Source organism: Fundidesulfovibrio soli (assembly GCF_022808695.1).
GTDB lineage: Bacteria > Desulfobacterota > Desulfovibrionia > Desulfovibrionales > Desulfovibrionaceae > Fundidesulfovibrio > Fundidesulfovibrio soli.
Map to the genome: position 1 here is coordinate 268,386 of NZ_JAKZKW010000001.1, position 26,628 is coordinate 295,013.

General features: G+C 66.0%; 29 protein-coding genes. 13 read left to right on the top strand and 16 right to left on the bottom strand.

From position 1 onward, the window contains the following. Positions 1 to 211 precede the first annotated feature (211 nt). The 10 genes from MLE18_RS01280 to MLE18_RS01325 all read right to left on the bottom strand — a co-directional run bounded on the left by MLE18_RS01280 (position 212) and on the right by MLE18_RS01325 (position 8,368). Positions 212 to 796 carry a tetratricopeptide repeat protein gene (locus MLE18_RS01280; protein WP_243366600.1) on the bottom strand — a complete coding sequence of 195 codons (585 nt, stop codon included), beginning with the start codon at positions 794 to 796 and terminating at the stop codon, positions 212 to 214. Beyond that, positions 789 to 926 (bottom strand): CcmD family protein, encoded by a 138-nt coding sequence (locus tag MLE18_RS01285; protein ID WP_243366602.1) that lies wholly within the window; start codon positions 924 to 926, stop codon positions 789 to 791. Before MLE18_RS01285 ends, MLE18_RS01280 begins: the two co-directional genes overlap by 8 nt. A gap of 9 nt (positions 927 to 935) precedes the next feature. Beyond that, on the bottom strand, positions 936 to 1,598 hold the full coding sequence (gene ccsA, locus MLE18_RS01290; protein WP_243366604.1) for a cytochrome c biogenesis protein CcsA: 663 nt from the start codon (positions 1,596 to 1,598) through the stop codon (positions 936 to 938). Between the two features lies 1 nt (position 1,599). Then, the gene (locus MLE18_RS01295) at positions 1,600 to 2,274 is read right to left on the bottom strand and encodes a heme exporter protein CcmB (RefSeq protein WP_243366606.1); all 675 of its coding nucleotides are present in this window, start codon (positions 2,272 to 2,274) and stop codon (positions 1,600 to 1,602) included. Next, positions 2,268 to 2,927, bottom strand: coding sequence for an ABC transporter ATP-binding protein (locus tag MLE18_RS01300; protein ID WP_243366608.1), 660 nt, complete (start codon positions 2,925 to 2,927; stop codon positions 2,268 to 2,270). The genes MLE18_RS01295 and MLE18_RS01300 overlap by 7 nt, the downstream gene beginning before the upstream one ends. A 4-nt stretch (positions 2,928 to 2,931) precedes the next feature. Then, positions 2,932 to 4,818 (bottom strand): heme lyase CcmF/NrfE family subunit, encoded by a 1,887-nt coding sequence (locus MLE18_RS01305; protein WP_243366610.1) that lies wholly within the window; start codon positions 4,816 to 4,818, stop codon positions 2,932 to 2,934. A gap of 37 nt (positions 4,819 to 4,855) precedes the next feature. Then, positions 4,856 to 5,281: a cytochrome c maturation protein CcmE gene (locus MLE18_RS01310; protein WP_243366612.1), complete on the bottom strand. Its 426-nt coding sequence runs from the start codon at positions 5,279 to 5,281 to the stop codon at positions 4,856 to 4,858. 2 nt (positions 5,282 to 5,283) lie between these two features. Next, positions 5,284 to 6,333 carry a hemolysin family protein gene (locus MLE18_RS01315; protein ID WP_243366614.1) on the bottom strand — a complete coding sequence of 350 codons (1,050 nt, stop codon included), beginning with the start codon at positions 6,331 to 6,333 and terminating at the stop codon, positions 5,284 to 5,286. A gap of 120 nt (positions 6,334 to 6,453) precedes the next feature. Beyond that, entirely contained in the window at positions 6,454 to 7,107 is a 654-nt protein-coding gene (gene nadD, locus MLE18_RS01320; RefSeq protein ID WP_243366616.1) for a nicotinate (nicotinamide) nucleotide adenylyltransferase, read from the bottom strand. Position 7,108: 1 nt separating this feature from the next. Then, entirely contained in the window at positions 7,109 to 8,368 is a 1,260-nt protein-coding gene (locus MLE18_RS01325) for a glutamate-5-semialdehyde dehydrogenase (protein ID WP_243366618.1), read from the bottom strand. A 167-nt stretch (positions 8,369 to 8,535) separates the two neighbouring features. Here MLE18_RS01325 and MLE18_RS01330 point away from each other — a divergent pair, with 167 nt between their 5' ends. The 5 genes from MLE18_RS01330 (at position 8,536) to MLE18_RS01350 (ending at position 13,674) form a co-directional block, all read left to right on the top strand. Further along, a complete protein-coding gene (locus tag MLE18_RS01330) occupies positions 8,536 to 9,165 on the top strand; it encodes a tetratricopeptide repeat protein (RefSeq protein WP_243366620.1) in 630 nt (209 codons plus the stop codon). A 32-nt stretch (positions 9,166 to 9,197) separates the two neighbouring features. Continuing rightward, on the top strand, positions 9,198 to 11,039 hold the full coding sequence (iorA, locus tag MLE18_RS01335) for an indolepyruvate ferredoxin oxidoreductase subunit alpha (protein ID WP_243366622.1): 1,842 nt from the start codon (positions 9,198 to 9,200) through the stop codon (positions 11,037 to 11,039). Beyond that, entirely contained in the window at positions 11,040 to 11,627 is a 588-nt protein-coding gene (locus MLE18_RS01340; RefSeq protein ID WP_243366624.1) for an indolepyruvate oxidoreductase subunit beta, read from the top strand. Between the two features lie 13 nt (positions 11,628 to 11,640). Further along, complete coding sequence (locus MLE18_RS01345) at positions 11,641 to 13,206, top strand: sigma-54-dependent Fis family transcriptional regulator (RefSeq protein ID WP_243366626.1); 1,566 nt, start codon at positions 11,641 to 11,643, stop codon at positions 13,204 to 13,206. A gap of 135 nt (positions 13,207 to 13,341) precedes the next feature. After that, entirely contained in the window at positions 13,342 to 13,674 is a 333-nt protein-coding gene (locus MLE18_RS01350; RefSeq protein ID WP_243366628.1) for a DMT family transporter, read from the top strand. 396 nt (positions 13,675 to 14,070) lie between these two features. Here MLE18_RS01350 and MLE18_RS01355 read toward each other — a convergent pair whose 3' ends face one another. The 3 genes from MLE18_RS01355 to MLE18_RS01365 all read right to left on the bottom strand — a co-directional run bounded on the left by MLE18_RS01355 (position 14,071) and on the right by MLE18_RS01365 (position 16,380). After that, positions 14,071 to 15,078 (bottom strand): TIGR00341 family protein, encoded by a 1,008-nt coding sequence (locus MLE18_RS01355; protein WP_243366630.1) that lies wholly within the window; start codon positions 15,076 to 15,078, stop codon positions 14,071 to 14,073. A 94-nt stretch (positions 15,079 to 15,172) separates the two neighbouring features. Further along, entirely contained in the window at positions 15,173 to 15,850 is a 678-nt protein-coding gene (locus MLE18_RS01360) for a type 1 glutamine amidotransferase domain-containing protein (protein ID WP_243366632.1), read from the bottom strand. A 209-nt stretch (positions 15,851 to 16,059) separates the two neighbouring features. Next, on the bottom strand, positions 16,060 to 16,380 hold the full coding sequence (locus MLE18_RS01365; RefSeq protein ID WP_243366634.1) for a saposin domain-containing protein: 321 nt from the start codon (positions 16,378 to 16,380) through the stop codon (positions 16,060 to 16,062). A 196-nt stretch (positions 16,381 to 16,576) separates the two neighbouring features. Between MLE18_RS01365 and hisH the strand changes: the two genes are divergently transcribed. From hisH to MLE18_RS01380, 3 genes are all read left to right on the top strand, one after another. Then, positions 16,577 to 17,218 (top strand): imidazole glycerol phosphate synthase subunit HisH, encoded by a 642-nt coding sequence (gene hisH / locus MLE18_RS01370; protein ID WP_243366636.1) that lies wholly within the window; start codon positions 16,577 to 16,579, stop codon positions 17,216 to 17,218. Continuing rightward, entirely contained in the window at positions 17,208 to 17,987 is a 780-nt protein-coding gene (gene hisF, locus MLE18_RS01375) for an imidazole glycerol phosphate synthase subunit HisF (RefSeq protein WP_243366638.1), read from the top strand. The genes hisH and hisF overlap by 11 nt, the downstream gene beginning before the upstream one ends. Positions 17,988 to 18,057: 70 nt before the next feature. Beyond that, positions 18,058 to 18,399 (top strand): hypothetical protein, encoded by a 342-nt coding sequence (locus MLE18_RS01380; protein WP_243366640.1) that lies wholly within the window; start codon positions 18,058 to 18,060, stop codon positions 18,397 to 18,399. Between the two features lie 22 nt (positions 18,400 to 18,421). Here MLE18_RS01380 and MLE18_RS01385 read toward each other — a convergent pair whose 3' ends face one another. Continuing rightward, the gene (locus tag MLE18_RS01385) at positions 18,422 to 18,784 is read right to left on the bottom strand and encodes a PilZ domain-containing protein (protein ID WP_243366643.1); all 363 of its coding nucleotides are present in this window, start codon (positions 18,782 to 18,784) and stop codon (positions 18,422 to 18,424) included. 199 nt (positions 18,785 to 18,983) lie between these two features. Here MLE18_RS01385 and MLE18_RS01390 point away from each other — a divergent pair, with 199 nt between their 5' ends. After that, on the top strand, positions 18,984 to 19,580 hold the full coding sequence (locus tag MLE18_RS01390; RefSeq protein ID WP_243366645.1) for a nitroreductase family protein: 597 nt from the start codon (positions 18,984 to 18,986) through the stop codon (positions 19,578 to 19,580). A gap of 86 nt (positions 19,581 to 19,666) precedes the next feature. On the opposite strand, the gene MLE18_RS01395 is transcribed toward MLE18_RS01390, so the two are convergent. Beyond that, entirely contained in the window at positions 19,667 to 21,004 is a 1,338-nt protein-coding gene (locus tag MLE18_RS01395; RefSeq protein WP_243366647.1) for a UDP-glucose dehydrogenase family protein, read from the bottom strand. A gap of 154 nt (positions 21,005 to 21,158) precedes the next feature. Here MLE18_RS01395 and MLE18_RS01400 point away from each other — a divergent pair, with 154 nt between their 5' ends. Genes MLE18_RS01400 through MLE18_RS01410 form a run of 3 tightly spaced genes read left to right on the top strand, consistent with a single transcriptional unit; the run spans position 21,159 to position 23,820 of the window. Then, positions 21,159 to 21,890 (top strand): pyridoxine 5'-phosphate synthase, encoded by a 732-nt coding sequence (locus MLE18_RS01400; RefSeq protein ID WP_243366649.1) that lies wholly within the window; start codon positions 21,159 to 21,161, stop codon positions 21,888 to 21,890. Next, positions 21,887 to 22,270 carry a holo-[acyl-carrier-protein] synthase gene (locus MLE18_RS01405; RefSeq protein WP_243366651.1) on the top strand — a complete coding sequence of 128 codons (384 nt, stop codon included), beginning with the start codon at positions 21,887 to 21,889 and terminating at the stop codon, positions 22,268 to 22,270. The genes MLE18_RS01400 and MLE18_RS01405 overlap by 4 nt, the downstream gene beginning before the upstream one ends. Then, entirely contained in the window at positions 22,267 to 23,820 is a 1,554-nt protein-coding gene (locus tag MLE18_RS01410) for an NAD(P)H-hydrate dehydratase (RefSeq protein WP_243366653.1), read from the top strand. The genes MLE18_RS01405 and MLE18_RS01410 overlap by 4 nt, the downstream gene beginning before the upstream one ends. 146 nt (positions 23,821 to 23,966) lie before the next feature. Here the strand turns inward: MLE18_RS01410 and MLE18_RS01415 are convergent, their stop codons facing one another. Further along, entirely contained in the window at positions 23,967 to 25,580 is a 1,614-nt protein-coding gene (locus MLE18_RS01415) for an SGNH/GDSL hydrolase family protein (protein WP_243366655.1), read from the bottom strand. 592 nt (positions 25,581 to 26,172) lie between these two features. On the opposite strand from MLE18_RS01415, the gene MLE18_RS01420 reads away from it, so the two are divergent. Next, a complete protein-coding gene (locus MLE18_RS01420) occupies positions 26,173 to 26,625 on the top strand; it encodes a CBS domain-containing protein (protein WP_243366657.1) in 453 nt (150 codons plus the stop codon). Positions 26,626 to 26,628: the final 3 nt, after the last annotated feature.

A 26,628-nucleotide genomic window follows, 5' to 3' on the forward strand; every position in this document is an offset into this window, starting at 1 on the left:
CGCCCAAGACACCTGCCAGGACCGGACCTCGCGGCACCGCGCAATCCGGTGATGTAACTCCGGTTTTCACTACCCGAGATTGCCAAAAATGCAACGCTTTCGTAACCATGCGGACATAGGGACGCTCCGCGCCTACCGAGTTGAAAGCTTGATCTGGCGCGGCACCGGGGCCTTTCTACGCGGGCCCTGCGCGTGAACATTTCGTGTGCCGTCAGGAACCGGAGCGCAACTCGTCCTCAGCCTGGTGGCGGGTCAGCGGGTCCGCGCCGGGGTTGGCCAGCACGGCCTCGAAGAGTGCCTTGGCCTTGGCCGGCTCGCTGAGCCCATGCTTGTAGACGGCAGCCAGGTTGTACTGTGCGCGGTAGTTGCCGGGATCAAGCTCGAGCATCCTCTGGAACTTGGCGGCCGCGTCCTTGGGGCGCTCCAACCTGAACAGGGCCACGCCCTGAAGATTGAGGATCTCGGGGTTGTCGGGGGCCTTGGCGGCTGCCCTTTCCAGCAGTTGCAGGGCCTTGTCCCAGATCTCGGCGGCGGCGAAGGCCTCGGCGGCCTCGGTCACGGCTTCGAGATCGTCCGGGTTCTTCTGCAGCTTGGACATGGCCGCCATCACGGTGTTCATGGCGTTGCCGCCCTGCATGCCCATCTCCGGCGGAGGGCCGGAGCTTTGCTGCACCGTGGCGATGAGCGACGGATTGGCCGCCCGATAAGCGAAGGACCAGGCGAACATGGCAAGCAGGGCCGCGAACATGACGACGAGGACGGCCTTGGAGGCCAGGGGTGAGGTGCTGCTAGTCATCTTGGAGCGTTTCCAGTTGTTTCAGGCGGCGTTCCAGGCGCTTCTGACGCGAGGCCACAAAGGCCAAATAGCCGCACAGGCCGAGCCAGACCACGACGTTGGCCGCCAACAGATAGTTTTCTTTGCCCATGTGTCCAACCTACCTCGTCTGATGCAGGAATATGTTTCGCACAGCCGCCGTTTGCGCCAACTGGCGGGAACGCAGCGTCACCAGGGCCGCCCAGAACAGCCCCACCGCCACGATGCTCACGATGAGCGTGGAGAGCATCTCGGGCTCCAGCCCGCCGCCCTGCTGCCCGAACACCGTGGGATGGATGGAGCGCCACTTCCTGGCCGAAAAGAACACCAGGGGCACATCCAGGAAAGCCACGATGCCAAGCGCCGCCCGGACCACGGCCCCCCGCTCCCCGCCGATGCCGGCCTGGCGCAGGATGAGGTAGGCGGCGTAGACGAACCACATGATGAGCGTGGTGGTGAGCCTGGGGTCCCAGGTCCACCAGACGTTCCAGATGGGCTTGCCCCACAGCGAGCCCGTGACGAGCGCCAGGCCGGAGAAGAGCACGCCTGCCTCGCAGGCCGCGCCCGCGATCCTGTCCCAGCGCTGGTCCTTGCGCCAGATGACCATCACCGAGGCCCCGAAGACCAGCAGGAAGCTCATCATGGCCCACCAGGCCAGGGGCAGGTGGATGTAGAAGATCTTCTGCACCACGCCCATGGTCTCCTCAACGGGCGCGTGCACCCAGATGAACCACTGGGCCACGGACAAAGCCAGCGCGGCTGCGAGGGCCAGCACGGAGATCATGTCACTCCTCCCCGGTGTAAAGATGCGGAAACAGCACGATGGCCGCTGCCGAAAACACCGCCGCAAAGGCGGCGGCCATGCCCAGCCAGTCCAGGGAGGCGCCCTCCCCCGCCGTCAACACCCCCTCGAGGAGGCGGATACCGGCCAGGAGCACGGGGATGATGAGCGGGAAGAAGACCACCGTCAAGAGCGACTCCCGGGAGGACTTGCCCGAGGCCAGCGCCCCCATGAGCGAGCCCAGCGCGGCCAGCCCCACGTCCACCGTGACCACGGTCGCCGCGCCAATCAGCGGCGAGCCCTCGACGGACTGGCCCAGGAAGGCGGCCACGGCCAGGGCGAACACGCACTGGCAGATCAGCAGCAGCGTGATACCTGCCAGGGCCTTGCCCAGCCAGACCGCCTGGGGAGGCATGGGGGCCATGGCCAGGCCCAGGCGCGCGCCATTGTTCTCCTCCAGGGAATAGAGCCCGTTGAAGACCAGCACCTGGGCGAACAGCGAGGAGAGCCAGAAGATGGCGGCCGCGGCCAGGGCGGGCACTGGGTCGCCCGGCTTGCGCGACAAGCTGAACACGAATATCAGCAGCAGGCCCAGCAGGGCCGTCTGGGCCAGGCCCTGGGCACCGCGCAGGCTCAGGCGCAGGTCCTTGGAGGCGATGCGCAGGGCCGGGGTCAGCATGTGGCGGCTCCTGCCATCACGGAGGCGTCGAACCCGGCCACGGGGCCGAGGTAAGCCACGCGCCCGCGCTCCAGGTGCAGCACGTCGTCCGCCTTGACCAGGTCGCGCTCCAGGTGATGGCTGACCCAGACCACGGAGCGCTCGCCATGCCCGGCGCGCTCGATCTCCTGGTGGAGGATGGCGCGGGAGGCCTCGTCCAACCCGGTGTCGGGCTCGTCCAGGAAAAGCAGCCGGGGCGCGATGCAGAACACCCGGGCAAGGTTGAGGCGCTGGGCCATGCCGCGGGAAAAGTGCCCCGCGCGCTCCTGCGAGAATTTCTTCAGGCCCACCCGCTCCAGGGCGGCTACGAGGGCCTCGTCGTCCAGGCCCAGGCCGTACAGCCCGGTCCAGAAGCGCAGGTTCTCCAGGGCGGTGTCCTCGGGGTAGATGAAGGTCTGGTGGCCCAGGTAGGCCATCTCGCCCTTCTCCAGCCCGCACTCGATGTTGCCGGCCGATGGGCGCGAGAGCCCGGCCATGACCCGCAGCAGCGTGGACTTGCCCGCTCCGTTGGCCCCGACCACCATGAGCACGCGGCCCGGGCTCAGCTCCAGGTCCACGCCCTTGAACACCAGGCGCTCGCCGTAGAACTTGGCCACGGACTTGAGCCGCAGCACGCGTCTATTCCTCTCCGCCCTGGCCCCGGCGCAGGCAGGCGAAGCCAGCCAGACACATGACCGTGCCGCCAATCCAGAACCAGTTCACCAGCGGGTTGACGCTGACCTTGATGCTGGCGCTCTTGTCGGGGGTGAAGGCCAGCAGCGTGGCGTACAGCTCCTCGCCGAGGGAGGGGATCACGGAGACCTCGGCGAAGGGCTGGGGGAAGTTCTTGTAGATGCGGCGCTCAGGCTCCAGCACGCCCACGGCCTTGCCGCCGGAAGTCACGTCGATGCGCGCCTTGGCGCCGGAATAGCCGGGGGTGGAGAACTCGTTCAGTCCATTGTAGGTCAGGGAGTAGGAGCCCAGCTCCAGTGTCTGGCCGGGGCTGACGATGGCCTCCTTGACCGACTGGTAAGGCCCGGAGAAGGCCACGCCCAGGAACACCATGGCCACGCCCGCGTGCAGCAGCCAGGCCCCCAGCCCCCCGCGCAGGTTGCGGGCGGACTTGGAGGTGACCAGCAAAAGCGCCAGGCTCACCAGGGAGGAGACGCCGGCGGCCATGCCCACCAGGGGCACGGGCTTGCGGTAGCCCATGGCGAAGAAGGCGGCGGCCGAGGCGGCCATGGCGATCACGGCGGCCATGGCCCAGCGGGGCTCACGCACGCCCTCCTTCCAACTCATCCAAGGGCAGACGGCCAGAAGCAACCCTATCAGCACGAACAGCGGGTTGCAGACCTTGTTGTAGAAGGATGCGTCCAGGCCCACGGTGTTCTGGCTCCACATGGAGGAGATCACCGGCCAGAGCGTGCCCAGGAAGACAACGGCCGCGCTGGCCATCAACAGCCAGGCCAGCAGCACCAGCAGGCCCGGCAGGCTGGCCAGCCCGGCCAGTTGGCGCACGGGTCGGGCGGACTTGCCCGCGAAGGTGATCAGCACGGAGAGGCCAAGCCCGGTGAGGATGAACAGCAGCAGCGGCCGCCCCACTCCGCCTTCGCCGAAGGCATGCAGGGACTCGACCACCCCGCTGCGCACCAGGTAGGTGGCGAAGTAGCACAACAGCATGGTCAGGGCGGCCAGCAGCACGTTGGTGCGCGGAAGCGCGCCCCTGCGGTTCTCGATGACGGCCGTGTGGATGAAGGCCGTGGCAGAGAACCAGGGGATGAGCGAGGCGTTCTCCACCGGGTCCCAGGCCCAGTAGCCGCCCCAGCCCAGCTCCATGTAGGACCACCAGCAGCCCAGGATGATGCCCGCGGTCAGGAACACCCAGGAGAGGATGGTGATGACCCGCGTGTTCTTCAGCCAGGAGGTCGGCTCGCCCGCGATCCAAGAGGCCAGTGCCAGGCATCCGGGGATGGCGAACCCGGCGTAGCCCAGGAACAGCAGGGGCGGATGGAAGATCATGCCGGGGTTCTGCAGCAGGGGGTTGAGCCCCTTGCCGTCGGCGGGTGCGGGCACGAGCTTGAGGAAGGGGTTGCTCGGTCCGGTGAGCAGCAGCAGGAAGAAGGCCTCGGTGGCCAGCAGAAACAGCCAGAAATAGAGCTTCGTGGTGTTGCTGCAGCGCTGGTAGCCCTCAGTCATGGAGAAGATCAGCCCGAACAGGGCCGTCATCCAGGCCCAGAACAGCAGGGAACCGGCCTGCCCGGCCCAGAAGGCCGTCACCACGTAGAAGGTGGGCAGCACCGAGTCGGTGTAGCCCGCCACGTACTCGTAGGAGAAGTCCCGTTTGAGCAGGGCCACCCACATGACCACCGAGACGGCTGTGAGCACCGAGAACAGGACGGCCTGGGCGGTTTCAAGCCATGCGGGGCGGCCCTGGTCCTTGTTCCAGAGCTGCCATGCGGCGATTCCGGCGAAAATGAGCGAACCGACAAGGGACAACAGAAGCGCCCAGTGGGCGGCGAAATGCATACAGTCTTCCTCCGGGCGTTGGGCTTGGCGGCTGGAATCAGCCCCGGCTATCCTTGCGGTTTTCCTTCTGGTACTTGGAGGGGCATTTGGTCATCAGGCTGTTGGCGGCAAAGCTGTCGCCGCCGGGGGCCACGCCGCCCTCCACGATGACCTCGACACCGGCCTTGAACGTGTCCGGCACGGCGCCGGTGTAGACCACCTGCATGGTCTTCTGCGCGTCGTCCTTGTCGATGAGCGTAAAACTGACGCCCAGGCCGCCCGGAGCCGGGACGATGCCCTGCTCGGCCACGGTACCGAACAGGCGGGCCTGCTTGAGCTGCTCCGGCTTCATGGCCAGGGCCTCGCGCACGTTGAGGAAGTACACCGCCCCCTCATCCAGCCCGGAGGCGATCAGCCAGCCGAGCCCTCCCAGGAAGAGCACAGCCGCCACCGCGTAAAGGGACTTCTTATTGTTGCCGGCCATAATCACTCCTTGGCGGGGCCGTGGCTGCGGAGAAGTTTCTCGCGCCGGACCCTGGCGAGCTGTCTCATATCGGCCACCTCGTCGGTCTCGTCAACGATTTCCTTGCCCAAAATTTCCTCGAAAACGTCCTCGAGGGTGATGACGCCGCCCACCCCGCCGTATTCGTCCAGCACCACGAACAGGTGCATGCGCGACTCGATGAATTTGCCCAGCACCTTGTCCAGGGTGATCGTGTCCAGCACGAACTGCACGGGCTTCATGATCTCGGAGAGCTTGAGCCCGTGCTGGTCGTTGGCCAGGGCGTCGAAAACCTGCCTGCGGAAGACGATGCCCACCACGTTCTCGGGGTCGTCGTCCTCGTAGACGGGCACGCGGCTGTGCGGCCAGATGCCCCCCTCCTCCTTGGCCTCGGCCACGGTCATCCCGGCTGAGAGGGAGAACACCACCGTGCGCGGGGTCATGACGTCGTGTACGATCTTGGTGTCCAGGGCCAGGATGTTGGCGATGGAGCTTTCCTCCAGGGCGTTGATCTTGCCCGCCCTGCTGGAGAGGCTGACCACGGCGCGGATGTCGTCCTCGGAGGCTTCGGGCCCCCTGCTCTTGGGCTTGATCAGGTTCACGATCAGGCCGCTGGTCCAGATCACCGGGGTGAGCATGTAGACCATGATTTGAAGGGGCCGGGCGATATAAGGACCGAGCTGCTTGGCGTAGACCACGCCCAGGGTCTTGGGGACGATCTCGCCCACCAGCAGGATCACCGCCGAGAACAGCGCGGTGAAGAAGACCAGCCGGTCCTCGCCGAGCACGCCCACCGCCAGCGCGCCCGCCACGGTGGCTCCTGCTGAACAGGCCACGGTGTTCACGGTCAGGATGGCCGTGATGGGCTTCTCGATGTTCATGCGCATCTGGTACATGATCTCGCCCGAAGGCTTGCCCTCGGAGCGCATCTTTTCGATCCAGCTCCAGCGCAGGGAATAGAGTACGGCTTCGCTCGTGGAGCAAAAGAAGCTCATGGCCACGGCGATGGCAATGGCAAGAATGAGTTCAAACATGGGGATGAGGGGCTGAGGGGAACCCGGGTGTTCGGGGAGGGGGCACGTTGTGGTCCGTCACGTTTCTTCGTCTGATTCTAAGGTTTTTCCCGGCGTTGTAAAGAGTCGGCACGGGCTGTTTCAGGCCCAGGTTCTGTTCAGCTCCGCCCGGCGCAGCTCCAGCTCGCGCTCCACGGGCAGGGGCACGAGGCAGCGCAGGCTGCGCCTCGCCAGGAAGCGTTTCCTGACGGAGGAGGCGCTGATGTCGAGCCGGGGCACGTCCACCAGCCGCAGTTCGTTGCCAGAGGGCATCCGCCAGCAGCCGCCCCCGTCCGGTGAGCAGCGCATCTCGCCGTGCCGGGACAGGTAGTCCTCCACTTCGGCGCGCCCGAGGCTGTCGCGGGTGGCCACGGCCAGGTTGGCCAGCTCCCCCAGCCGCTCACCGCGGTTCCAGAGGTGCAGGTTCATCAGGTCGCTGGCGCCCATGATGAAGTAGAAGCTGTCGCCGGGGCTCGAGCGGCGCAGCTCCGTAAGTGTGTCCCAGGTATAGGAAGGCCCCGGGCGGCTTGCCTCCATGCGGTTGACACTCACTCCGGGCAGGCCCTCCACGGCCAGCTCCACCAGGGCGGCGCGCAGCTCGAAGGGCAGCACGCCTTCCCCCTGTTTGTGCGGTGGACGGGCCGAGGGGATCATCTCCACCCCGTCCAGGCCGAGAGCCTCGCCCACTTCCAGAGCCAAGCGCACATGCCCGGCGTGAACGGGGTTGAAGGTGCCGCCGAGGACGCCCAGGCGCATCTCAGCCCCGGACCTGCCCCTGCCCGAAGACCACGAACTTCTGGCTGGTCAGCTCCGTGACGCCCATGGGGCCGTAGGCGTGCAGCTTGGAGGTGCTGATGCCGATCTCCGCGCCCAGGCCCAGCTCGCCGCCGTCGTTGAAGCGCGTGGAGCAGTTGATGCCCACCATGGAGGCGTCGGCCTCGCGCAGGAAGCGCATGGCCCGGGCGTGGTCCGAAGTCAGGATGCACTCGGTGTGGTGCGAGGAGTAGGCCGCGATGTGCTCAAGGGCCTCGTCCATGTCCGCCACCACGCGCACGGCCAGGATGTAATCCAGGAATTCGTAGCCCCAGTCGGCCTCGGTAGCGGGCTTGGCCGTGGGGCCGAGCAGCGGCAGGGATTCGGGGCAGGCCCGGAACTCCACGCCCTTGCCGCCCAGGGCCTTCGCCACCTTGGGAAGGAACGCGGAGGCCACGTCCCTGTGCACCAGCAGGCACTCCAGCGCGTTGCACACGCCCGGGCGCTGGCATTTGCCGTTGTCCGCGACCACCACGGCGTTCTCCAGGTCGGCCCCTTCGTCAACGAAGAGATGGCACACGCCTTTGTAGTGCTTGAGCACGGGCATGGTGGCGGCCTCGACCACGGAGCGGATCAGGCCCTCGCCGCCACGGGGGATCATCACGTCGATGTATTCGTCGAGCTTGCACAGCGCGGGCACGGCGGCTCGGTCCGTGGTGGGCACCAGCTGCACCGCGGCTCCGGGCAGGCCCGCCTGCTCCAGCGCTTCGCTCAAAAGCCCGGCCAGGGCCATGTTGGACTCGAACGCCTCCGACCCGCCGCGCAGCACCACGGCGTTGCCAGCCTTGAGGCAGAGGATGGCGGAATCCACGGTAACGTTGGGCCGGGACTCGTAGATCATGCAGACCACGCCCAGGGGGATGCGCATGCGCCCAACCATGAGCCCGTTGGGGCGCTGCTTAACGGATTCGATCTCACCGATAGGGTCGCTCAAGCCGGCCACATGGTGGCAGGCCTGGGCCATGGAGGCCAGAACCTTGGGGGTCAGGCGCAGGCGGTCGAGCTTGGCGGAGTCCATCCCGGCTGCCTCGGCCTTGGCGATGTCGCGGGCGTTGGCCGCGGCGATGGCGTCCTGGCGGGTCTCCAGCAGCCCGGCCAGGGCCGCGAGGGCGTCATTCTTGGCCGCCGGGGAGGCCTTGGCCATCAGGCGGGAGGCCGCCTGGGCCTTGGCGGCAAGCTGCGTCATCTGATCCTGTATATTCATGCTTCCTCCGGTTCTGTTCGTAGAAGCTGATAGCTCCGCGAAAGCGGCCCGTCAACGAGAGCCTTTTGACACGGCCTCTGTTTGGGTATAGATGGACCTCCTTTCGGCGGCCCACCGTGAAAGCGCCCGGGCCAACACCTTAACCACCCCACGAAAAACGACACACCATGGCAGACATTACTTTCGATCGCCCCGAGCAGATGAGTCCCCTGGCACGGTTCTTCAACAACCACTGGCGCACCATGGCTGTGATGGTCATCGCCGCAGTCGTGGCCTCGGCCGGCTACGCCTGGTACACCGCCAACATCAAACAGGCGAAGATCAAGGCCGAGAACGAACTCGGGGCCATCATCGCCTCCAAGACCGGCCCAGAGCGCCTCACCGCCCTCGAAGCCTACCTCAAGGGCGCGCCCGCCTCCACCAAGGGCGCCGCGCTGCTCGAACTCGCCAACACCGCCCAGGAGCAGGGCCAGTTCGACAAGGCCGCCGACGCCTGGAACCAGCTGTACCTGTCCGCTCCCGAAGGCATGCGCGAGATCGCCGGCATGGGCTACGCCACCGCCATCTCCCAGAAGGGCGACAAGCAGGCTGCCGTGAAGTTCCTGGTGGACATGCTGCCCAAGGCCCCCAAGCCCTTCCAGCCCGTCATCGCCCGCCAGCTGGCCTCCCTGGCCGAGGAAGCCAAGGCCTGGACCGAGGCCATCAGCGCCTACGAGCGCATGAAGGACCTGGGCATGGGCGGCAACAAGGCCTTCTACGAGGCCAAGATCGCCGAACTCAAAGCCAAGATGCAATAAGCACGCATATCTAGGGAAGGATCAGTACCGTCATGGCCAATCCCCTTCTTGCCGATACCCCCGGAGAAGTCCTTCTGCTCCTGGGCAACGAGGCCATCGTGCGCGGCGCCCTCGAGGGCGGCGTCGGCTTCGTGAGCTGCTACCCCGGCACTCCCTCCTCCGAGGTTCCCGATACGTTCTACCGTCTGAGCCCCCAGGGCGACTACATCTTCGAGTACTCCACCAACGAGAAGGTGGCGCTCGAGGTGGGCGCGGGCGCGGCCCTGGCCGGCCTGCCCACCCTGGTGACCATGAAGCACGTGGGCGTGAACGTGGCGGCGGACCCGCTGCTCACGCTCTCCTACATCACGGCCCCCGGCGGCCTGGTGCTGCTCTCGGCGGACGACCCGGGCTGCCACTCCAGCCAGAACGAGCAGGACAACCGCTACTACGCCCGCCTGGCCGGGCTGCCCTGCTTCGAACCCGCCACCGCCCAGGAATGCAAGGACATGGCCCGCGACGCCCTGCATCTGGCCATGCGCACCGGTCAGCCGGTACTCCTGCGCACCACCACCCGCGTCAACCACGTGCGCGGCCCGGTGAAGCTCGGCGGCCTTCCCAAAGAGAAGCAGCGCAAGCCCTTTGAGCGCAAGCTGCAACAGTATGTGCCCATCCCGGCGCACTCAAGGGTGCAGCACCGCCAACTGCTGGACAGGCTGGCCATGTTCGCCCAGGAGGCCGCCCGCTCCCCCTGGAACAAGCTCTCCGGCGAGGGCGAGGTCGGCGTGCTGGCTTCGGGCATCGCGCGCTGCTACCTGAGCGACGCCCTGCTCGAAGAAGGGTTGCACGGTTCGGTCAAAGTCCTGGAGTTGGGCTTCACCTACCCCATGCCCGACGAGCTGCTGCTCGAATTCGTGCGGGGTCTCAAGAAGGTGCTGGTGCTCGAAGAGCTGGAGCCGCTGATGGAGAACCATCTGCGCCAGCTGTTGCAGCGCAGCGGCATCGAACTTGAGGTCATCGGCAAGGGCGACACCCTTCCCCTGTGGGGCGAATACTCCACGGAGATGGTCCGCCAGGCCCTGCGCCTGACCATGGGCCGCCAGGCTCGCGCCCCGGAGCACTGCGCCCCGGAGACCGACCTGGCCAACCGCCCGCCCAACCTCTGCGCCGGGTGCTCGCACCGTGCCTCCTACGCCACCGTGCGCGAGGTCTTCGGCTCCGAAGCCTATTACTCCTCCGACATCGGCTGCTACACCCTTGGCCTGCTGCCCCCGCTCTCCGCGGCGGACTTCCTGGTCTGCATGGGTTCGAGCATCTCCACGGGGTCCGGCTTCGCCACCGCCAGCGGCAAGCCCACCGTGGCCTTCATCGGAGACTCCACGTTCTTCCACTCCGGCATCACCGGGCTCGTCAACGCTGTCTACAACAAGCACAACATCCTTGTGGTCGTGCTGGACAACCGCACCACGGCCATGACCGGCCACCAGCCCCACCCCGGCGTGGACCACACCGTGCTCGGCCCCAACGAGCGCCCCATCGAGATCGAACCGCTGGTGCGCGCCTGCGGCGTGTCCAACGTGGTCACCGTCAACCCGCTCAACCACAAGGCATCGAAAAAGGCCCTGGAGTCCATGAAGGACGCGGCGGGCCCCCGGGTGATCATTTTCCAGGCTCCGTGCGTCATCCACGAGCGCCGCACCTCCGGCAAGGGCAAGCCCCAGGTGGCCGTGGTCGAAGGCACCGGCGCCGGCTGCCTGGACGTGCTCAACTCCCTGGCCTGCCCGGCCTTCGTCAAAGAGGGCGGGGCCATGCGCGTTGACGAGGAGATGTGCTCGGGCTGCATGTTCTGCCTGCAGTTGGACAAGTCGTTCAAGGCAAAGAAAAGGGGCGCATAGATGCAGCGTACACGCATATTCCTCACCGGCGTCGGCGGCCAGGGCACCCTGACCGCCACCAAACTCGTCTCCCTCACCGCCCTGGACGAGGGCCTGCCCGTCACTTCGGGCGAGATCCACGGCATGGCCCAGCGCGGCGGCGTGGTGGAGTCCACGGTGCTCATCGGCTACCTGAGCCCCAAGATCACCCACGGCGAAGCCGACGTGCTCCTTGGCTTCGAGCTGCTGGAAGGGCTGCGCGCCCTGTGCTACCTCAAGCCGGGCGGCCGCTTCATAACCAACTCGGAAGCCCTTCCCCCGCTCTCCGTGGCCACGGGCAAAGCCGACTACCCCACGTTGGAAGCGGTGCGCGCCAAGGCCCAGGCCGTGACCTCCCAGGCGCTGTTCCTGCCCTGCCGCACCCTGGCGGAGCAGGCGGGCAAGGCCCAGAGCGCCAACACCGTGCTGCTCGGCGCCGCCTGCGCCGTCAAGGCGCTGCCTTTCGGCATGGATGCCCTGGAGCGCTCCGTGCGCAAATACCTGAAACCTGCCCTTGCCGATGTGAACCTCAAGGCCCTGGAGCTCGGCGCCAAGGCCGCCCTGGGCTGAACGGGAGCGGAACATGGACGTTTTTGCCTCCAGCGAGAGCCTTTCCCAGAAGTTCCTGAACGCCTTGCGGGCTTTGCTGAACGAATCCTACCCTGGCCGGCCCGCACGCGACTGCCTGGAAGGCATGCTCAACCGCCTTGTGGAGGCCATGGGCTATCACAGGACGTACCTGGAGCTCCTTGACCTGCCGCTCAAGAACCAGCGTCTCTCGCTCTCGCGCGGGCGTGAGGCGGTGTTCGGCACCCCGCTCGGACCCGGACCCATCGCCACCGGGCAGACCCTGGCCACTCGGCAATCGCTGATCATCGACAACATGGCCGACCACCCCGACTTCTACGGCCGCCCCGCGCAGGACCTGGAGAAGCTGGCCTTCGTCTGCGTCCCCGTGCTGGTTCCTGGCCAGGCCCCGGCCACGCAGCGCCTGGCCATGGGCGTGCTCTGCGCCGACATCCCCAAGGCTCCGCCCGTGTTCATGGAGCGCCACCGCGACTTCATGCTGGTGGCCGCCTCCGTGGTGGCCAACGCGGCCCTGCGCCTGCAGGACGAGCTCAACCGGGCCAAGGCCAAGCCCAAGCTCGACTCCGAACCCGAAACCAGCTCCGAGACGGTGAACACCCGCCAGAGGGTCATCGCGGTCTCCAAGGGGATGCGGCTCGTGCTGCGCCAGATCGACCAGGCCGCCGGAAACGACTCCCCCGTCCTCTTCCGGGGCGAAGAAGGCACCGGAAAGGAGTGCCTGGCCCGTTCGCTGCACGCCCACAGCCCCAGGCGCAAGCGGCCCTTCGTCAGCTTCGTCTGCTCCGCGGAGTCCAGCGAGAGCATGGACCGTACGCTCTTCGGCATCCAGAAGGGCGAGGCCTCCAAGTCCACGCAGTCCAAGCGGGGCCTGCTGGAGCTGGCCCAGGGCGGCACCCTGTTTATGGAGGACGTGGAGGAGCTGACTCCCGAGGCCCAGCAGGGCCTGCTGCGCTACCTCCAGGAGGGCACCATCCTGCGCTACGGCAGCGACCAGCCCATCCCCCTGGACGTGCGCATCATTGCGGCCAGCCGCGTGAACCTGGAGGACATCGTCAACACCGGCGGTTTCCTGGAGGACCTCTACTACGCGCTCTCCGTGGTGCCCATCTACGTGCCGCCCCTGCGGGACCGCACCGGCGACGTGCTGCCCCTGGCCGAGTACTTCCTTCAGGAGTTCGCCCAGGCCTCCGGCAAGCCGTTCAAGCGCATCTCCACCCCGGCCATCGACCTCATCAGCCAGTACCACTGGCCCGACAACGTCCAGGAGTTGCGCTCCTGCATGGAGCGGGCCCTGGAGCAGTCCGAGGAGGGCGTTATCCGGGCCTACCACCTGCCCCCCACCCTGCAGACGGCCGAAAGCTCCAACACGGAGGCCACGCTGTCCTTCGGCGAGGCTGTGGACCAGTTCGAGAAGGAGCTGCTCATCGAGGCCCTGAAGAAGGCCAAGGGCAACATGTTCCAGGCCGCCAAGGACCTTCGGGAGAGCTACCGGATCATCAACTACAAGGTCAAAAAGCATAACATCGACCCCAAACGCTTCACCCCGGGCAAGCGCAAGTAGCGCCGCCCCTTGAGCGTTTTCAGGCACAGGCCGAGACGGGCACGACGCTTGGCCGGTGCTGGCGCGTTCCCGTAACGGGCCGCGCCAGCACCGGCCTGCGCCCAGGCCGGATGGGACGCGGAGGATTGAGAGACGATGCTGACGACGCAAGCAGCCTGGACGTACCTGATTCTTGCCGGATTGTTCGAGATCGGCTGGCCCGTGGGCCTGAAGATGACGCACTCTCCCGGCAAGGTGGTGCTCGGGGTGGCCGTGGCCGTCGTCTGCATGGGCCTCAGCGGCTGGCTGCTCTTCCAGGCCCAAAAGGCAATTCCCATGGGTACGGCCTACGCCGTATGGACGGGTATTGGCGCGGCCGGGACGTTTCTGGTGGGGCTCATGTTTTACGGCGACCCGGCAGGGTTGATGCGCATCCTTGGCGTCGCCCTGATAATCGCCGGCGTCGCGACGCTCAAACTTGCATCCTAGCGTTGCGCGCGCTAACCTAAGGAACGCCGGTCTTGATTGTAACTTTCTAAATCAATTCTATTTATCCATAATCACTTCCCCGTGCCCCTCAAGGGGCCACAGGTGGTCAGCCCGCTGGGTCGTCTTCTCGGCCGTTAACGCCCGCTGTTTGAGTATCCAGGCAGTTCCGTCCACTCATTTTGCTGCATGCACGCCCAGAGGGCAGGGACACATTGTCCGTTGCATTCATGGCCGCAAACGATCGTTGTCCGCCGGTCAACGCGGGAGAGTGGGCGTCTGGGCGCCGCTGGAAACAGGGTCGGGGGCGCAAGCACGACCAACCGCGCGCGGTCCGGTGTGGTTGGGGCCATGCAGGATGAATGCAGGCGCGTTCGGGCCAGAATTAACCGGGAATCGTTAGAACTTGTGGATCTTGACCATGATGATGGCGACCATAGCGAGCAGCATCATGACCCAGATGATGATCGCTTTGATGGTCATTTTCCGGGCGCGCTTCACATCCCACCAGCTCATGGGCTGGATGCCGTGGGCCAGATAAGTGGCAACGCTGGCCAGGTTGAGGCCGATGATGTTCACCATGAAGATAATCCCAGCGTTCAGCCCCGCCGCCCAGTGTCCGTGCGCAAGAAGAATGGCCGACGCGACCAGGGGCGGCAGGATCGCCAGGGAGACCATCACCCCAACCAGGGCCGAGGCCGCTCCGCTGGTGAAGGAGACCACTCCGGCGGAACCCGACGCCAGGGCCAGGACCACCACGAAGAAGTCCAGGCGCGTCCTGCTTTCGATGGCCGAATTGCCGGTATCCACCGGGATCAGAAGTCCAAGCGCAAGGGCCACCGCCACCGCGAGAGATATCCCCTTCACGGCCGACAAGACGGATTTTCGCGCGAGATCCTTGTCGCCGAGGGTGGTGGCGAGGGCGAGGGCCATGTGCGGTCCCATGAGCGGCGCGATAATCATGGCCGCGAGGGTTATCACCTCGCTGTTCATGCGCAGGCCGATGAAGGCAACGATGGCGGAAAGCACCACCAGCGCGGCTATGGGCCTGGTGAACTGGCACATGTCCTGGGCCTTGGAGTACAGCTCCTCGCGGCTCAGGCGCGCGGAGTTGTTCTGTCGCTTCTTCTTGGCCCCGGTTGGTTCAGGCTCCACCGGCCTCGGCAGCACCGCCTCAACCGGGTGTATGATGATTCGATAACCTTCCGAGACGTGGAACCGCTTCTCCAGCTTGTCGGTATACGATTCGATCTCGTCCATGTCCATGATCGTCTTCACGGACACTTTGCCGTCCTTGAGGATGCTCACCCAGGTGAGGTCGTCCTCGGATGCGGCCGTCTCGATGGTCTCCATGGCTTTGTCGTACTCATCCCGGGCGACGATCATCTCGATTTGCCGCAAAGCCATGTGCTCGTCCTTTTGCTGATTCCTGGCCGACGCCGGAGTCCATGCCCCGATTGGTCACAGCCATCCACGGGGCGGGTGCCCGGCCGGCTCCGTTTCAGCGCAACAGCCTGAGCATTTCACGCGCCACCCCCGCCGACGAGGCCGGGTTCTGCCCGGTGACCAGCTTGCCCGAGACCACCACGTAGGGCTGGAAGTTCTCTCCGTGCTCGAAGAGGCCGCCCTTGGCCTTGAGCGCATCCTCCAGGCTGAAGGGCACCACGGCCGTGAGCCCCACGGCCTGCTCCTCTGCGTTGGTGAAGCCCGTCAGCTTGAGCCCCGCAACCAGAGGCTCGCCGTCGGCCTTGCGGGCGTCGCGCAGCACCGCGGGGCCGTGGCACACCGCGGCCACCACCTTTCCGGAGTCGAAAAGCTCCTCGATCAACGCGATGGAGTCGTCGTCTTGGGCCAGGTCCCACAGGGGCCCGTGCCCCCCGGGATAGAATACGGCGTCGTAGTCCGAGGCTCGCACGGCGGCCAGAGGGAGTGTGTCGGCAAGAGCAGCCTGGGCCTCGCGGTCCTTGAGGAACCTGCGGCATGCCGGGGTCAGGGAGGACTCCTCGGTGCTCCTGGGGTCCACGGGGGGGTTGCCGCCCATGGGGGAAGCCAGCACGATCTCGGCGCCAGCCTCCTTGAAGGCCATGTAGGGCGCGGCCAGTTCCTCCAGCCAGTAGCCGGTCTTGTGGCCGGTTTCTCCGAGGGTGCCGTGCGACGTGATGACGATGAGGATGACCATGCGCGCCTCCTGGCGGGTTCCGATTCCTTCCCTCTCTAGCACGCCGTTCAGGCCCGTTCAACCTCAAGCCGTCGGGTACGGCAGCCCATGCGGTGTTTCATCCGGCTGCCTGGCGTTGGCGCATCGTCAAACGCCGGGCAGCGCCCGCAACAGGACGTGCGGCACGCTCATCGCCGTACGCCCGTAAACGCAAGCCCAGGCCCCGGGAATTACTGGCAGTACCCCATGCTCCTGCAGATGCTCTCCACGCTCTCGCCCTTGGCGCGCCTGCTCTTGAGGGCGTTTATGAACTTGGGGCCCATTGTGGAGTAGAACTTCACGCAGGCCTCGCGGTCCGCCGCGGGAAGCAGGGAGCACTGGCGAGAGGCGTCCACGCTGATATCCTTGGCGTCCGCCGCTGAAGCCTCCACCAGGCGCAGCACCATCTGGCAGGCGACGCACTCCATGTAGTCGCCTGTCTGGGCTAGGGCCTGGGAAACCATCGTGCCTGTGATCAAAGCCGAAAAAACGGCCAAACGGATGCATTTCATGCTGTTTGTCTCCAATTCGCGGCCCAGCGTCGGCGCGGGATTGTTCCAATGCGCCCAAATGACGCCGGGACAGCCGCGTATACGGCTCTTTGCCCGGCGCATCAACCGGCTGGACAGTGCGGCCCCCCGGGAGGAGCGGGACGGGGGCCTTGCCTCCAGACGGAAATTCTACTAGCAACCGCCCACGGAGGACACCATGCTCGCCATTCTCGACTACAAGGCCGGCAACCAGACCAGCGTGCGCCGCGCCCTCGACAACCTGGGCATACCCTGCGCCATCACCGCCGACCCCGAGACCCTGCGCGCCGCCGCGGGGGTCATCTTCCCCGGCGTGGGCGCCGCGGGCCAGGCCATGGAGGAGCTCACCAGCACCGGCCTGGACGCAGTGCTGCGCGACATCGTCCGTTCGGGCAAGCCCATGCTGGGCATCTGCGTTGGCTGCCAAATACTGCTGGACTACTCCGCCGAGAACGACACCCAGGCCCTGGGCATCGTCCCCGGCGAGTGCGCCATGTTCAACCGCGCACTCACCGAGGAGGACGGCCAGCCCATCCGCGTGCCCCACATGGGCTGGAACAGCGTGAAGCTCGTCAAGGAGTGCGTGCTCTTCGACGGCATCGACCCCTCCGCGGAGTTCTATTTCGTGCACAGCTACTACCCGGTGCCCAGCCCCGAGTTCGTGCTCGGCACCACCTTCTACGGCTTGGAGTTCTGCTCCCTGCATGGCCGCCCCGGGTTGTGGGCCGTCCAGTTCCACCCGGAGAAGTCCGGCCGCCCGGGCCTCAAGCTGCTCTCCAACTTCGCGGCCTTCTGCGGGGAGGTTTCCAATGCTCAGTAAGCGCGTCATCCCCTGCCTGGACGTCCGCGACGGCAAGCTGACCAAGGGCGTGAAGTTCCTTGGCAACGTGGACATCGGCGACCCCGTGGAGACCGCCCAGGCCTACTACGAGCAGGGCGCTGACGAGATCGTCTTCTACGACATCACCGCATCCTCCGAGGGCCGGGGCATCATGCTCAAGGTAGTGGAGAAGGTCGCCTCGCGCATCTTCATCCCCTTCTCCGTTGGCGGCGGCATCTCCACCGTGGACGACATGCGGGCCGTGCTGCTGGCGGGCGCCGAGAAGGTCTCGGTGAACTCGGCTGCGGTGAAGACCCCGGACATCATCAGCCAGGGCGCGGCGGCCTTCGGGTCGCAGTGCGTGGTGGTCGGCATGGACGTTCTGCGCGTGGGCGTGAGCGAACAGATTCCCTCCGGCTATGAGATCGTGATCCACGGCGGGCGCAAGAAGATGGGCCTGGACGCCATCGAATGGGCCAAGACCGTGGAGGCCCTGGGCGCGGGCGAGCTCTGCGTGAACTCCATCGACGCCGACGGCACCAAGGAAGGCTATGAGCTGAACCTGACCAGGCTCATCAGCGAGGCCGTGTCCATACCCGTTATCGCCTCGGGCGGAGCGGGATCGCCCAAGCACATGCTGGACGCCCTCACCGAGGGCAAGGCCAGCGCCGCGCTCATCGCCTCCATCGTGCACTACGGCGAATACACGGTGAGCCAGCTCAAGGAGTACCTCCACGGGGAGGGAGTGAAGACGCGCATGGTCTGGTAGGCCGAGCCCCAGACCATCCCATATGAATCACAGGCCCGGCACGACCGGGCCTTCGCATCACGGAAACATCATGAGCAACGCCATAGACACGGTCACCGAGCTGCTCTCCCCGCTCGGGCTCAAGGTCACGCATTCCTTCGACGACATCTACTTCGTGGAGCACAACCTGTTCCTGGTCATCCAGTCCAAGGATGACAACCTCTTCCTGCTCTGCTTCAACCGGGAGTGCCCGCCGGACAAGGCGGCGCTCGCCGCCCTGACGCTCTACGCCAAGGCCGAGGACATGGGCCTGGACCTGGGGTTGTCCGGCACCTACGACATGGAGGAGCTGCCCGGGCAGGAGATCAAGCTTCACTTCCACCCGCAGCAGACCGTAAAGGAAAGCGTTCCCGGGAACTCCCGGACCCACTGACCGGGCAGGCCTGCACCGGGGCTCACCTGCCCGGGATGAATGCGGGCGTGCCCAGCTCCTTGTCGATGGCGTCGGGATCGTCGGAGTGGTAGCGCACCAGGTTGCGCAGGTGGAAGAAAGCCTCCTCGTCCATGCCCACGAAGTCGAGCGCCATTCCCCCCTCATCGTTGCGGATCACGCGCGCCTCGATGGCCACCTGGAGCGTGTCCGTCAGATGCAGCACGAACACGCAGTCTCCCGCGGCGCTTAAACTTGGCTCCTGTTCGCACAGCACGCCCTTGAGGCTGATGTTGCGGACCTGCACCCGGTGTCTTTCCCGGCCGCCGCAGCCCGCCGAGGCCTCTATGGCCGTCTGGACCCTGGTCCGCTTCCGATTGTCGGGCATGTTCCCCCCGTGGAGTGAGATTCACGGTAACGCCGTGGATTCAATGAACGACATAGATCACGGCGGGCGGCGCAGGCAACAGGAATCCCGGCCGGATCCTGGGCCAACGCCACACTTCCCGGCTTGCTCCCGCCCGCGAAAGCACTCATAGAGTGTTCATCGGCTGGCCATAGGCCACCGAACAGGAGGAACCATCATCATGCTCAAGCGCAGACACGTGCTCGGCCTGGCCGCCGCCCTGCCCGCCCTGGCCGCGGGCAAGGCCCTGGCGCAGGATCAGAAGAAAGGCATGGACGCCCTGGAGTGCATCCACACCCGCCGCTCCATCCGCAAATACCAGGACAAGCCTATTTCAGACGAGGTCATCAAACAGCTGCTGGAGGCCGCTATGACCGCACCCTCGGCCTACAACCAACAACCCTGGCGCTTCCTTGTCGTCAAGGACAAGGAGAAGCTCAGGGCCGTGGGCTCCGCAGGCCCCGCCCCCGCCTCCAACGCGGCCGCGGCCATCCTGGTCTGTGGCGACCCCTCCCTGGCCAAGGAGAAGGACATGTGGCCCCTGGACTGCTCCAACGCAACCATGAACATCCTGCTGGCCGCCAACGCCCTGGGCCTGGGCTCGGTCTGGACGGCGTCCTACCCGGTGCAGGCCCGCCTGGACATGTACCGCAAGATGTTCAACATCCCTGAGAAGATCGTACCTTTCGCCTTCGTCTGCCTGGGCTGGCCCGAAAAGCCCGGCGGCCGCGAGAACCGCTTCAAGCCCGACAGGATCGTCAACGAGACCTGGAGCTGAGGCCCCAGGCCGCACGGCACAAAAAAAGCGCCGTCCTCCCATGCGGGGGGGACGGCGCTTCGTCGTCGAGGCTGTTCGCCTAGGGGTTAGGCGGGGTCCTTGCGGCCGATGCAGAAGTAGGCGAAGCCCATTTCGCCCAGCAGCGAGGGGGAGTACAGGTTGCGGCCGTCGAACACCAGGGGGGCCTTCAGGCTCTTCTTGATGCGGTCGAAGTCCGGGTTGCGGAACTGGTTCCACTCCGTGACGATGGCCAGGGCCGAGGCGCCGTCCAGCACGGCGTACTGCTCGTCGACCACCTCGACCATGTCGTTGTCGGCGAACTCCTTGCGGGTGTTGGGGCCGGCCACGGGGTCGAAGCAGCGGACCTTCATGCCCTTGGCGGTGAGGTCGCGGATCAGCTCGAAGGCGGCGGCTTCGCGCACGTCGTCGGTGTTGGCCTTGAAGGCCAGGCCCCAGATGGCCAGGGTCTTGCCCTTCACGCCGCCCTGCGGCTCGAAGTACCTGAGGATCTTGCCCGAAAGCACGTGCTTCTGACGGTTGTTGACCTCATCCACGGAGGCGAGCAGCTGGGGCTCGAACTCGTACTGGCGGGAGGTGTCGATCAGCGCCTTGACGTCCTTGGGGAAGCAGGAGCCGCCGTAGCCCATGCCGGGGTAGATGAACTGGTAGCCGATGCGGCTGTCGCTGCCGATGCCCATGCGCACGTCGCGCACGTCGGCGCCCACGCGCTCGCAGATGTTGGAGATCTCGTTGATGAAGGAGATCTTGGTGGCCAGCATGCAGTTGGCGGCATACTTGGTCATCTCAGCGGAGCGGACGCCCATGACGATGACCTTGTCGCGGCTGCGGGCGAAGGGGCCGTACAGGGCCTTGAGCAGCTCGCCGGTGCGCACGTTCTCGGTGCCCACCACCACGCGGTCGGGCTTGAGGAAGTCGTTGACGGCGTCGCCTTCCTTGAGGAACTCGGGGTTGGAGACCACGTCGAACTCGATGTTCAGGCCGCGCTTGGTCAGCTCTTCGGAGATCAGGCTGCGGACCTTGTCGGCCGTGCCGACGGGCACGGTGGATTTGTCCACCACGATCTTGTAATCTTTCATGTTCTGGCCGACTTCGCGGGCGACCTGGTGCACGAAGCTCAGGTCGCAGGAGCCGTCGGGGCGCGAGGGGGTGCCCACGCAGACGAAGACGAACAGCGCGTTCTCCATACCCTCGGCGATGGAGGTGGTGAACTTCAGTCGGCCCTGCTCGGTGTTGCGCTTGACGATCTCGTCAAGACCGGGTTCGTAAATGTGAACCTTGCCCTTGCGAAGGTTCTCCACGACAGTGGGGTTGATATCCACGCAGCAGACATCGTTGCCCATTTCGGCGAAGCAAGCGGCGCTCACCAAGCCGACATAACCGGTTCCGACAATGCACAGGTTCATGTTCCGCGCATCTCCATTGTAGTAAAGTTGATAGGCCCCTCCCGAGGGGCAGACTCCGATACGAGCGACTGGTTGGTTTGTCAACAGATACCTTGAGACTGGTAAACATTTCCACTATAATGTAGGTTTGATCCGGAGATCAAGGAGTTATTCCATGCCCATACTGGCAGTAAACGTAGACCATATCGCCACCTTGCGCCAGGCTCGCCTGGCACAGGAGCCCGACCCCGTCACCGCCGCCCATATGGCGGAGATCGCCGGGGCCCGCGCCATCATCGTCCACCTGCGCGAGGACCGCCGCCACATACAGGACCGCGACGTGGCCCTGCTGCGCCAGCTCATCAAGACGCGCCTGCACCTGGAAATGGCCGCCACCAAGGAGATGCACCGCCTGGCCCTGGGCATCAAGCCCGACATGGTCTGCCTGGTGCCCGAGAAGCGCCAGGAGCTCACCACCGAGGGCGGGCTGGCCGTGGCCGGCCGCGAGAAGGAGATCGCCTCCTTCCTGGAGCCGCTGCACGCGGCGGGCATCGGCTCCAGCCTGTTCATCGACCCGGACCCGGCCCAGATCGAGGCCGCCAAGGCCGCCGGAACCCACTACATCGAGATCCACACCGGCGCCTACGCCGACGCCCCCACGCCCCAGGCCCGCCAGGCCGAGCTGGCCAAGGTGCTGGCCGGCATCCGCCTGGGCCGCGAACTTGGCCTCAAGGTGAACCTGGGCCACGGCCTGAACTACGACAACATCTGGGCCTTCGCCAAGGTGGAGGGCGTGAGCGAGTACTCCATCGGCCACAGCATCATCTCCCGCGCCGTGCTCACGGGCATGAACGAGGCCGTTTCGCGCATGGCCGCGATCGTCGGCTCCTTCCCGGACCCGGCATGATCGTCGGGCTGGGCATCGACGTGGCGGAGCTGGACCGCATCGAACGCGCCCTGGCCCGCCACGGCGACCGTTTCCTGGCGAAGGTGCTCACCGGGGACGAGATCAGCGGCCTGCCCGCCCTGTCCCGCAACCGGGCGTCTTACGTGGCCGCGCGCTTCGCCGCCAAGGAGGCCGCGTCCAAGGCGCTGGGCACCGGGTTTTCCGGCGGCATAACCATCAAGGATTTCGACGTGGCCTCGGACGAAAGCGGCAAGCCCCTGATCCGCTTCTTCCGCAAGGCCGAGGACCGCGCCATGCAGCTGGGCGTCACCCGCGCCCACCTGAGCATCACCCACGGCCGGGATGTGGCCGCCGCCGTGGTGGTGCTGGAGGCCCCATGATCGACACCATGTTCTGCTCCCCCCTGCTCACCCCGGCTGAGATGAACGCCTGGGACCGGGTTTCCGCCTCCATGGGCCTCAAGACGGAGATCCTCATGGAGAACGCCAGCCGAGAGGCCCTGCACGCCCTCAAGGCCAAGCTGGGCGACCTGCGCGGCAAGACCGCCGTGTGTTTCGCCGGCTCCGGCAACAACGGGGGCGACGCCATCGCCCTGGCCCGCCACCTGGACGACGCCGGGGCGGACGTCATCCTGCTGCTGGCCAAGCCCGTGCGGCAGTATTCCGGCGCTTCGGGGCTGCACCTGCGCATCGCCCGGCAGGCCGGCCTGGCCATCCGCCAGCTCAACCAGACGGACCTGAACGCCTTTCCCCAGCCGGACATCGTGGTGGACGGGCTGCTCGGCACCGGGCTGGCCGGGCCGCCTCGCCCCGATTACGCCGCCTGGATCGAGGCCGCGAACCGCATGGGCGAGCGGGCCTTCACCCTGGCGCTGGACATCCCCTCCGGGCTTTCGGGCCTCACGGGCGATCCGGCCAAGCCAACCGTCATCGCGGACCTGACCGTCACCTTCGAGGCCGCCAAGATCGGGCTGTGCCTGCCCCAGGCCTCGCCCTACGTGGGCGAACTGGAGGTGCGCCCCATCGGCGTGCCGCGCGCCGTGCGCGAGGCCCATCCCCCCGCGCACTACCTGCTGGGGCCGGAGCTGGCCTTGATGCTTCCCGGCCTGGACGCGGCCATGCACAAGGGCCAAGCAGGCAGGCTGCTCATCATCGGCGGCTCGCCCGGGCTCACGGGCGCCCCTGTGCTGGCGGCCATGGGCGCGCTGCGCGCCGGGGCCGGGCTGGTGACAGTGGCCTGCCCCCGTGGCATCGAGCCGACGCTCAAGTCCGGCTACCCGGACGTGATGACCCTGCCCCTGGGCGACTCCGACGCCTGGACAGAGGCCATGGCCGAGGAACTCCTGGCGCGCATGGACGCCTACGACGCGGTCGTCATCGGTCCCGGCATCGGCCGCGAGGAACGCACCGGCCGTTTCCTGGAGATCCTCGCCGGGGGCACCCCTCCGGCCGTCTGGGACGCGGACGCCCTTTTCTGGCTGGCCGGAGCGCCGCGCAGGCTCCCCGGCTCGGTTCTCACGCCCCACCCCGGGGAGGCGGCCCGCATCCTGGGCTGCTCCATCCAGCAGGTGGAGGCGGACAGGCAGGCCTCCGTGCGCGAACTGGCAAGAGTGACGGGCGGCACGGTGGTGCTCAAGGGACCGGCCTCCGCCCTCGCGGACGGGGCCGACCCGCACGGGCGGGTCTTCCTCTCCCCCTTCGCGGAGCCGAACCTGGCGGTGGGCGGCTCCGGGGACGTGCTGGCGGGCGTGACCGGCAGCCTGCTGGCCAGGGGGCTTTCCCCCCTGCTGGCCGCCTGCCTGGGAGTGTACTGGCACGGACTTGCGGGGCGTCTGGTGTCCGGCGAATTCCCCTACCGGGGCAACCTTGCCTCCGAGATCGTACAGGCCCTGCCCCGCGCCCTTACGGAGTGGCTCGATGCGGACGGCTGACCGTCTGGCGCATTGACCCGTTCACCATAAGACTTTGCAACAGCCGCGAGCCCCCCGCATATCCTGGATATGCGGGGGGCTCGCATTATCGGCAACATTGCCGGGGGCTGTTCAGGGGCCGAGAGGCGTGGCTGCGCTCCCGCCCGTCAGTCCCCCTGGGGATTTTCAAACAGCAGCTCGCCCTCCCGCGACCAGAGCTGCGCCAACCCGTGCAACTCGATCTCCATGATGCCGCTCCCGGTGCCAGGGTCGGGAATGTGCAAGCCGTAGCGTTCCGAGATGGGCGACCACCCCGCGCCGCCGGGGTGGTTGATCTGGGTGGAGGTTCCATCCCAGAAGCGGATGATCGCGGCTTCCTGCGGGTTGGAGAACCGGACGTAGATGATGGCGTTGAAGTCGTTGGCGCGCTTGAAGGCGGCTGATTTCCCCACCTGCACCCTCAAGGTGCCTTTGCCCGCGCCGGGCGACGGGGAATAGACCTTCCAGGGCGGCATGTCTGCCTCCGGCGATACCTGAATGTCGCGCATATCCACAATGCGAGCGTCCAGAGGCTTTTCCGTTGGCTTGGGGAAGATCGCCCCGCCCGCATAGTGGGGGTGGATGTCCATGGCCCGCATGGTCTCCAGAACCCTGGTTTCCGGTTCTTTCAGGGGGTATTCCCCGAGATAGTTTTTCAAGGGGGCGTACTGCTGGAGGATGTTGAATGCTGTGGCGGCGATGTAGAAATTGCCGAGATGGGTGAAGTGGACCGTATCGCAAAAAATCCTGCGGACATTCCTGTCGGTTTTGAGCGAATCGTCGATGATGGGCTGCGGATCAGCAACCAGCGCCCCGAGCGACTTGCCCAGATCAGCATTGACCTTTGAGATGTACTCCCTTCCAGCCTGGAAATAGGGGAAATAGTTGCGGTCCAACTTGTAGGGAATGCGATTCGAGAGCTGCTCGAAGTTTTCGTCCGGGCGCACGACCCAGGGATAGTTCACGAGCATGACGCCGACGCCCTTCTCCTGGGCGCGCTGGATGAACGTGGACATGTTCTTTTCGTAGCCGAACGAGGCGATCTTCCGGGCCGCCTCTCCCTTGTTTTCGAGCCGCGCGGTCTTGATCGAATCGCTCCAGCGCCGCATCAGCCTGTACAGCGCGGATTTACGCAGCACGCCATCCAGACGGGACACCCAGGATGTTCTGCCGGTTATACCGACGTTCACCTGGGCGGTGAGCCGCTCCATCTGATCCTGGGTGTCGGGCGAAGCACTCATGGAGGTTATCACGTCGTTGAGGCCGTCCATGAGCAGGTACATATCCGGCTGCATGGCGTCGAGCTCCTGGGCGGCGCGGAGCATGCTGTGCCAGCTGTTGTAGCCCATGGTCCCCGCGTTGACGACCTCGAACCTGCGCGGGGATTCACCCAGGGATTTGTTGAAGAGCGACTCCAGCAGGGCCGGATAGGTCGTCCGCGGATCGGCGCACGTGCCATAGGTGGTGGAGCCGCCCAGGCAGATGATCCTGAAGACGCCCTCTGGCTTCTTGCGCGTGTAGTTCTGCCCCCACTGGTCCTGGAACATGGGGTCGTCCAGTTTGTTGTTGGCGAGGCGGTAGCCGAGGACGGGGTCTTTGACGAACTGCATCAGCGGGGCTTCCCCCCCCATCATCATCAGCTTGTTGATGCCCCCCACATCCACGTTCACGGGACCCACCACCAGATAGGCGCCAGCCTCCAGCAAGCCGATCAGCAGGACGCCAGCGACGAGCGCGAACAATGCGTCACGGAACCTCGCCGCCCGTGCGGACCGGTCTGGCGTATCCTTGCTCTCCGGTTGTGTCTGCATGCTGATGTATCAACCCTTGAAATGCGTTATGTGAAGCATGTCGAAGAGATACCCAAAGGCGTTCGGCAAGCGCATTGGGCCGGGCCCCCCAGTGCGCCTTCAAGGGGGAGCCACCCGGGATAGCCAGGGGACAAGCCTCTGACACATGCCGGTTCGGGCGCCCGCCAGCCCGGAAAAGCCCCTGGCGAACCAAGGTTTTCGTTGACTCCTCCAAGTGGATGCGCCTAACCAGGGAGTTCCTGACACAACCACAATGTGGATGCAACGGTTGGCAGGGAGCACGCAGGCCCCCGGGGATGCGGAAGCGCCATACGAGGCCCCTGCGGGACACCGCGCCCCCGGGTTCTCACGGCAGTCATCAGAAGGGGGGCAAGGGGTCGTTTACACCCTGAATCCCTGCCAGCTCCGTCATCCCCCGGCAAAGCAGGACGTGGTCGACCCACTACCGCACTGAGCTGCAACGCGCTTGCGGAATTGCTTTACCAAAACGAACCGTCTCAAACGAGTGAGGTCAAGAATTCCGATGTTATCAGCAAAAGACATAATGACCCGCGACGTCATCACCTTCTCGCCGGACACCCCCATCAGCGAGGCGGCCGCCACGCTGCTGGACAAGCACATCAACGGCTGCCCCGTGGTGGACGCCGGCGGCGCCCTGGTGGGCATCCTCTGCCAGTCCGACCTGGTGGCCCAGCAGAAGAAGCTGGCCCTGCCCACGGTGTTCACCCTGCTCGACGGCCTGTTGCCCATGACCTCCATGGCCGACCTGGACCGCGAGATGGAAAAGATCGCGGCCATCAAGGTCTCGCAGGCCATGAGCGCGGACCCGGAGTCCGTCGGGCCGGAGACCCCCCTGGAGGATCTGGCGTCCCTGATGGTTGAACGCGGCTTCCACACCCTGCCGGTCGTGGACGGCGGCAAGGTGGTGGGCGTGATCGGCATGGAGGACATCCTGCGCACGCTCAGCGGCAAATAGCAC

Bases quoted from the DNA above. Each gene is read 5' to 3' on its own strand.
- MLE18_RS01280 (WP_243366600.1), bottom strand. From the start codon at position 796: ATGACTAGCAGCACCTCACCCCTGGCCTCCAAGGCCGTCCTCGTCGTC.
- MLE18_RS01285 (WP_243366602.1), bottom strand. From the start codon at position 926: ATGGGCAAAGAAAACTATCTGTTGGCGGCCAACGTCGTGGTCTGGCTC.
- ccsA (WP_243366604.1), bottom strand. From the start codon at position 1,598: ATGATCTCCGTGCTGGCCCTCGCAGCCGCGCTGGCTTTGTCCGTGGCC.
- MLE18_RS01295 (WP_243366606.1), bottom strand. From the start codon at position 2,274: ATGCTGACCCCGGCCCTGCGCATCGCCTCCAAGGACCTGCGCCTGAGC.
- MLE18_RS01305 (WP_243366610.1), bottom strand. From the start codon at position 4,818: ATGCATTTCGCCGCCCACTGGGCGCTTCTGTTGTCCCTTGTCGGTTCG.
- MLE18_RS01310 (WP_243366612.1), bottom strand. From the start codon at position 5,281: ATGGCCGGCAACAATAAGAAGTCCCTTTACGCGGTGGCGGCTGTGCTC.
- MLE18_RS01315 (WP_243366614.1), bottom strand. From the start codon at position 6,333: ATGTTTGAACTCATTCTTGCCATTGCCATCGCCGTGGCCATGAGCTTC.
- nadD (WP_243366616.1), bottom strand. From the start codon at position 7,107: ATGCGCCTGGGCGTCCTCGGCGGCACCTTCAACCCCGTTCACGCCGGG.
- MLE18_RS01325 (WP_243366618.1), bottom strand. From the start codon at position 8,368: ATGAATATACAGGATCAGATGACGCAGCTTGCCGCCAAGGCCCAGGCG.
- MLE18_RS01330 (WP_243366620.1), top strand. From the start codon at position 8,536: ATGGCAGACATTACTTTCGATCGCCCCGAGCAGATGAGTCCCCTGGCA.
- iorA (WP_243366622.1), top strand. From the start codon at position 9,198: ATGGCCAATCCCCTTCTTGCCGATACCCCCGGAGAAGTCCTTCTGCTC.
- MLE18_RS01340 (WP_243366624.1), top strand. From the start codon at position 11,040: ATGCAGCGTACACGCATATTCCTCACCGGCGTCGGCGGCCAGGGCACC.
- MLE18_RS01345 (WP_243366626.1), top strand. From the start codon at position 11,641: ATGGACGTTTTTGCCTCCAGCGAGAGCCTTTCCCAGAAGTTCCTGAAC.
- MLE18_RS01350 (WP_243366628.1), top strand. From the start codon at position 13,342: ATGCTGACGACGCAAGCAGCCTGGACGTACCTGATTCTTGCCGGATTG.
- MLE18_RS01355 (WP_243366630.1), bottom strand. From the start codon at position 15,078: ATGGCTTTGCGGCAAATCGAGATGATCGTCGCCCGGGATGAGTACGAC.
- MLE18_RS01360 (WP_243366632.1), bottom strand. From the start codon at position 15,850: ATGGTCATCCTCATCGTCATCACGTCGCACGGCACCCTCGGAGAAACC.
- MLE18_RS01365 (WP_243366634.1), bottom strand. From the start codon at position 16,380: ATGAAATGCATCCGTTTGGCCGTTTTTTCGGCTTTGATCACAGGCACG.
- hisH (WP_243366636.1), top strand. From the start codon at position 16,577: ATGCTCGCCATTCTCGACTACAAGGCCGGCAACCAGACCAGCGTGCGC.
- hisF (WP_243366638.1), top strand. From the start codon at position 17,208: ATGCTCAGTAAGCGCGTCATCCCCTGCCTGGACGTCCGCGACGGCAAG.
- MLE18_RS01380 (WP_243366640.1), top strand. From the start codon at position 18,058: ATGAGCAACGCCATAGACACGGTCACCGAGCTGCTCTCCCCGCTCGGG.
- MLE18_RS01385 (WP_243366643.1), bottom strand. From the start codon at position 18,784: ATGCCCGACAATCGGAAGCGGACCAGGGTCCAGACGGCCATAGAGGCC.
- MLE18_RS01390 (WP_243366645.1), top strand. From the start codon at position 18,984: ATGCTCAAGCGCAGACACGTGCTCGGCCTGGCCGCCGCCCTGCCCGCC.
- MLE18_RS01395 (WP_243366647.1), bottom strand. From the start codon at position 21,004: ATGAACCTGTGCATTGTCGGAACCGGTTATGTCGGCTTGGTGAGCGCC.
- MLE18_RS01400 (WP_243366649.1), top strand. From the start codon at position 21,159: ATGCCCATACTGGCAGTAAACGTAGACCATATCGCCACCTTGCGCCAG.
- MLE18_RS01405 (WP_243366651.1), top strand. From the start codon at position 21,887: ATGATCGTCGGGCTGGGCATCGACGTGGCGGAGCTGGACCGCATCGAA.
- MLE18_RS01410 (WP_243366653.1), top strand. From the start codon at position 22,267: ATGATCGACACCATGTTCTGCTCCCCCCTGCTCACCCCGGCTGAGATG.
- MLE18_RS01420 (WP_243366657.1), top strand. From the start codon at position 26,173: ATGTTATCAGCAAAAGACATAATGACCCGCGACGTCATCACCTTCTCG.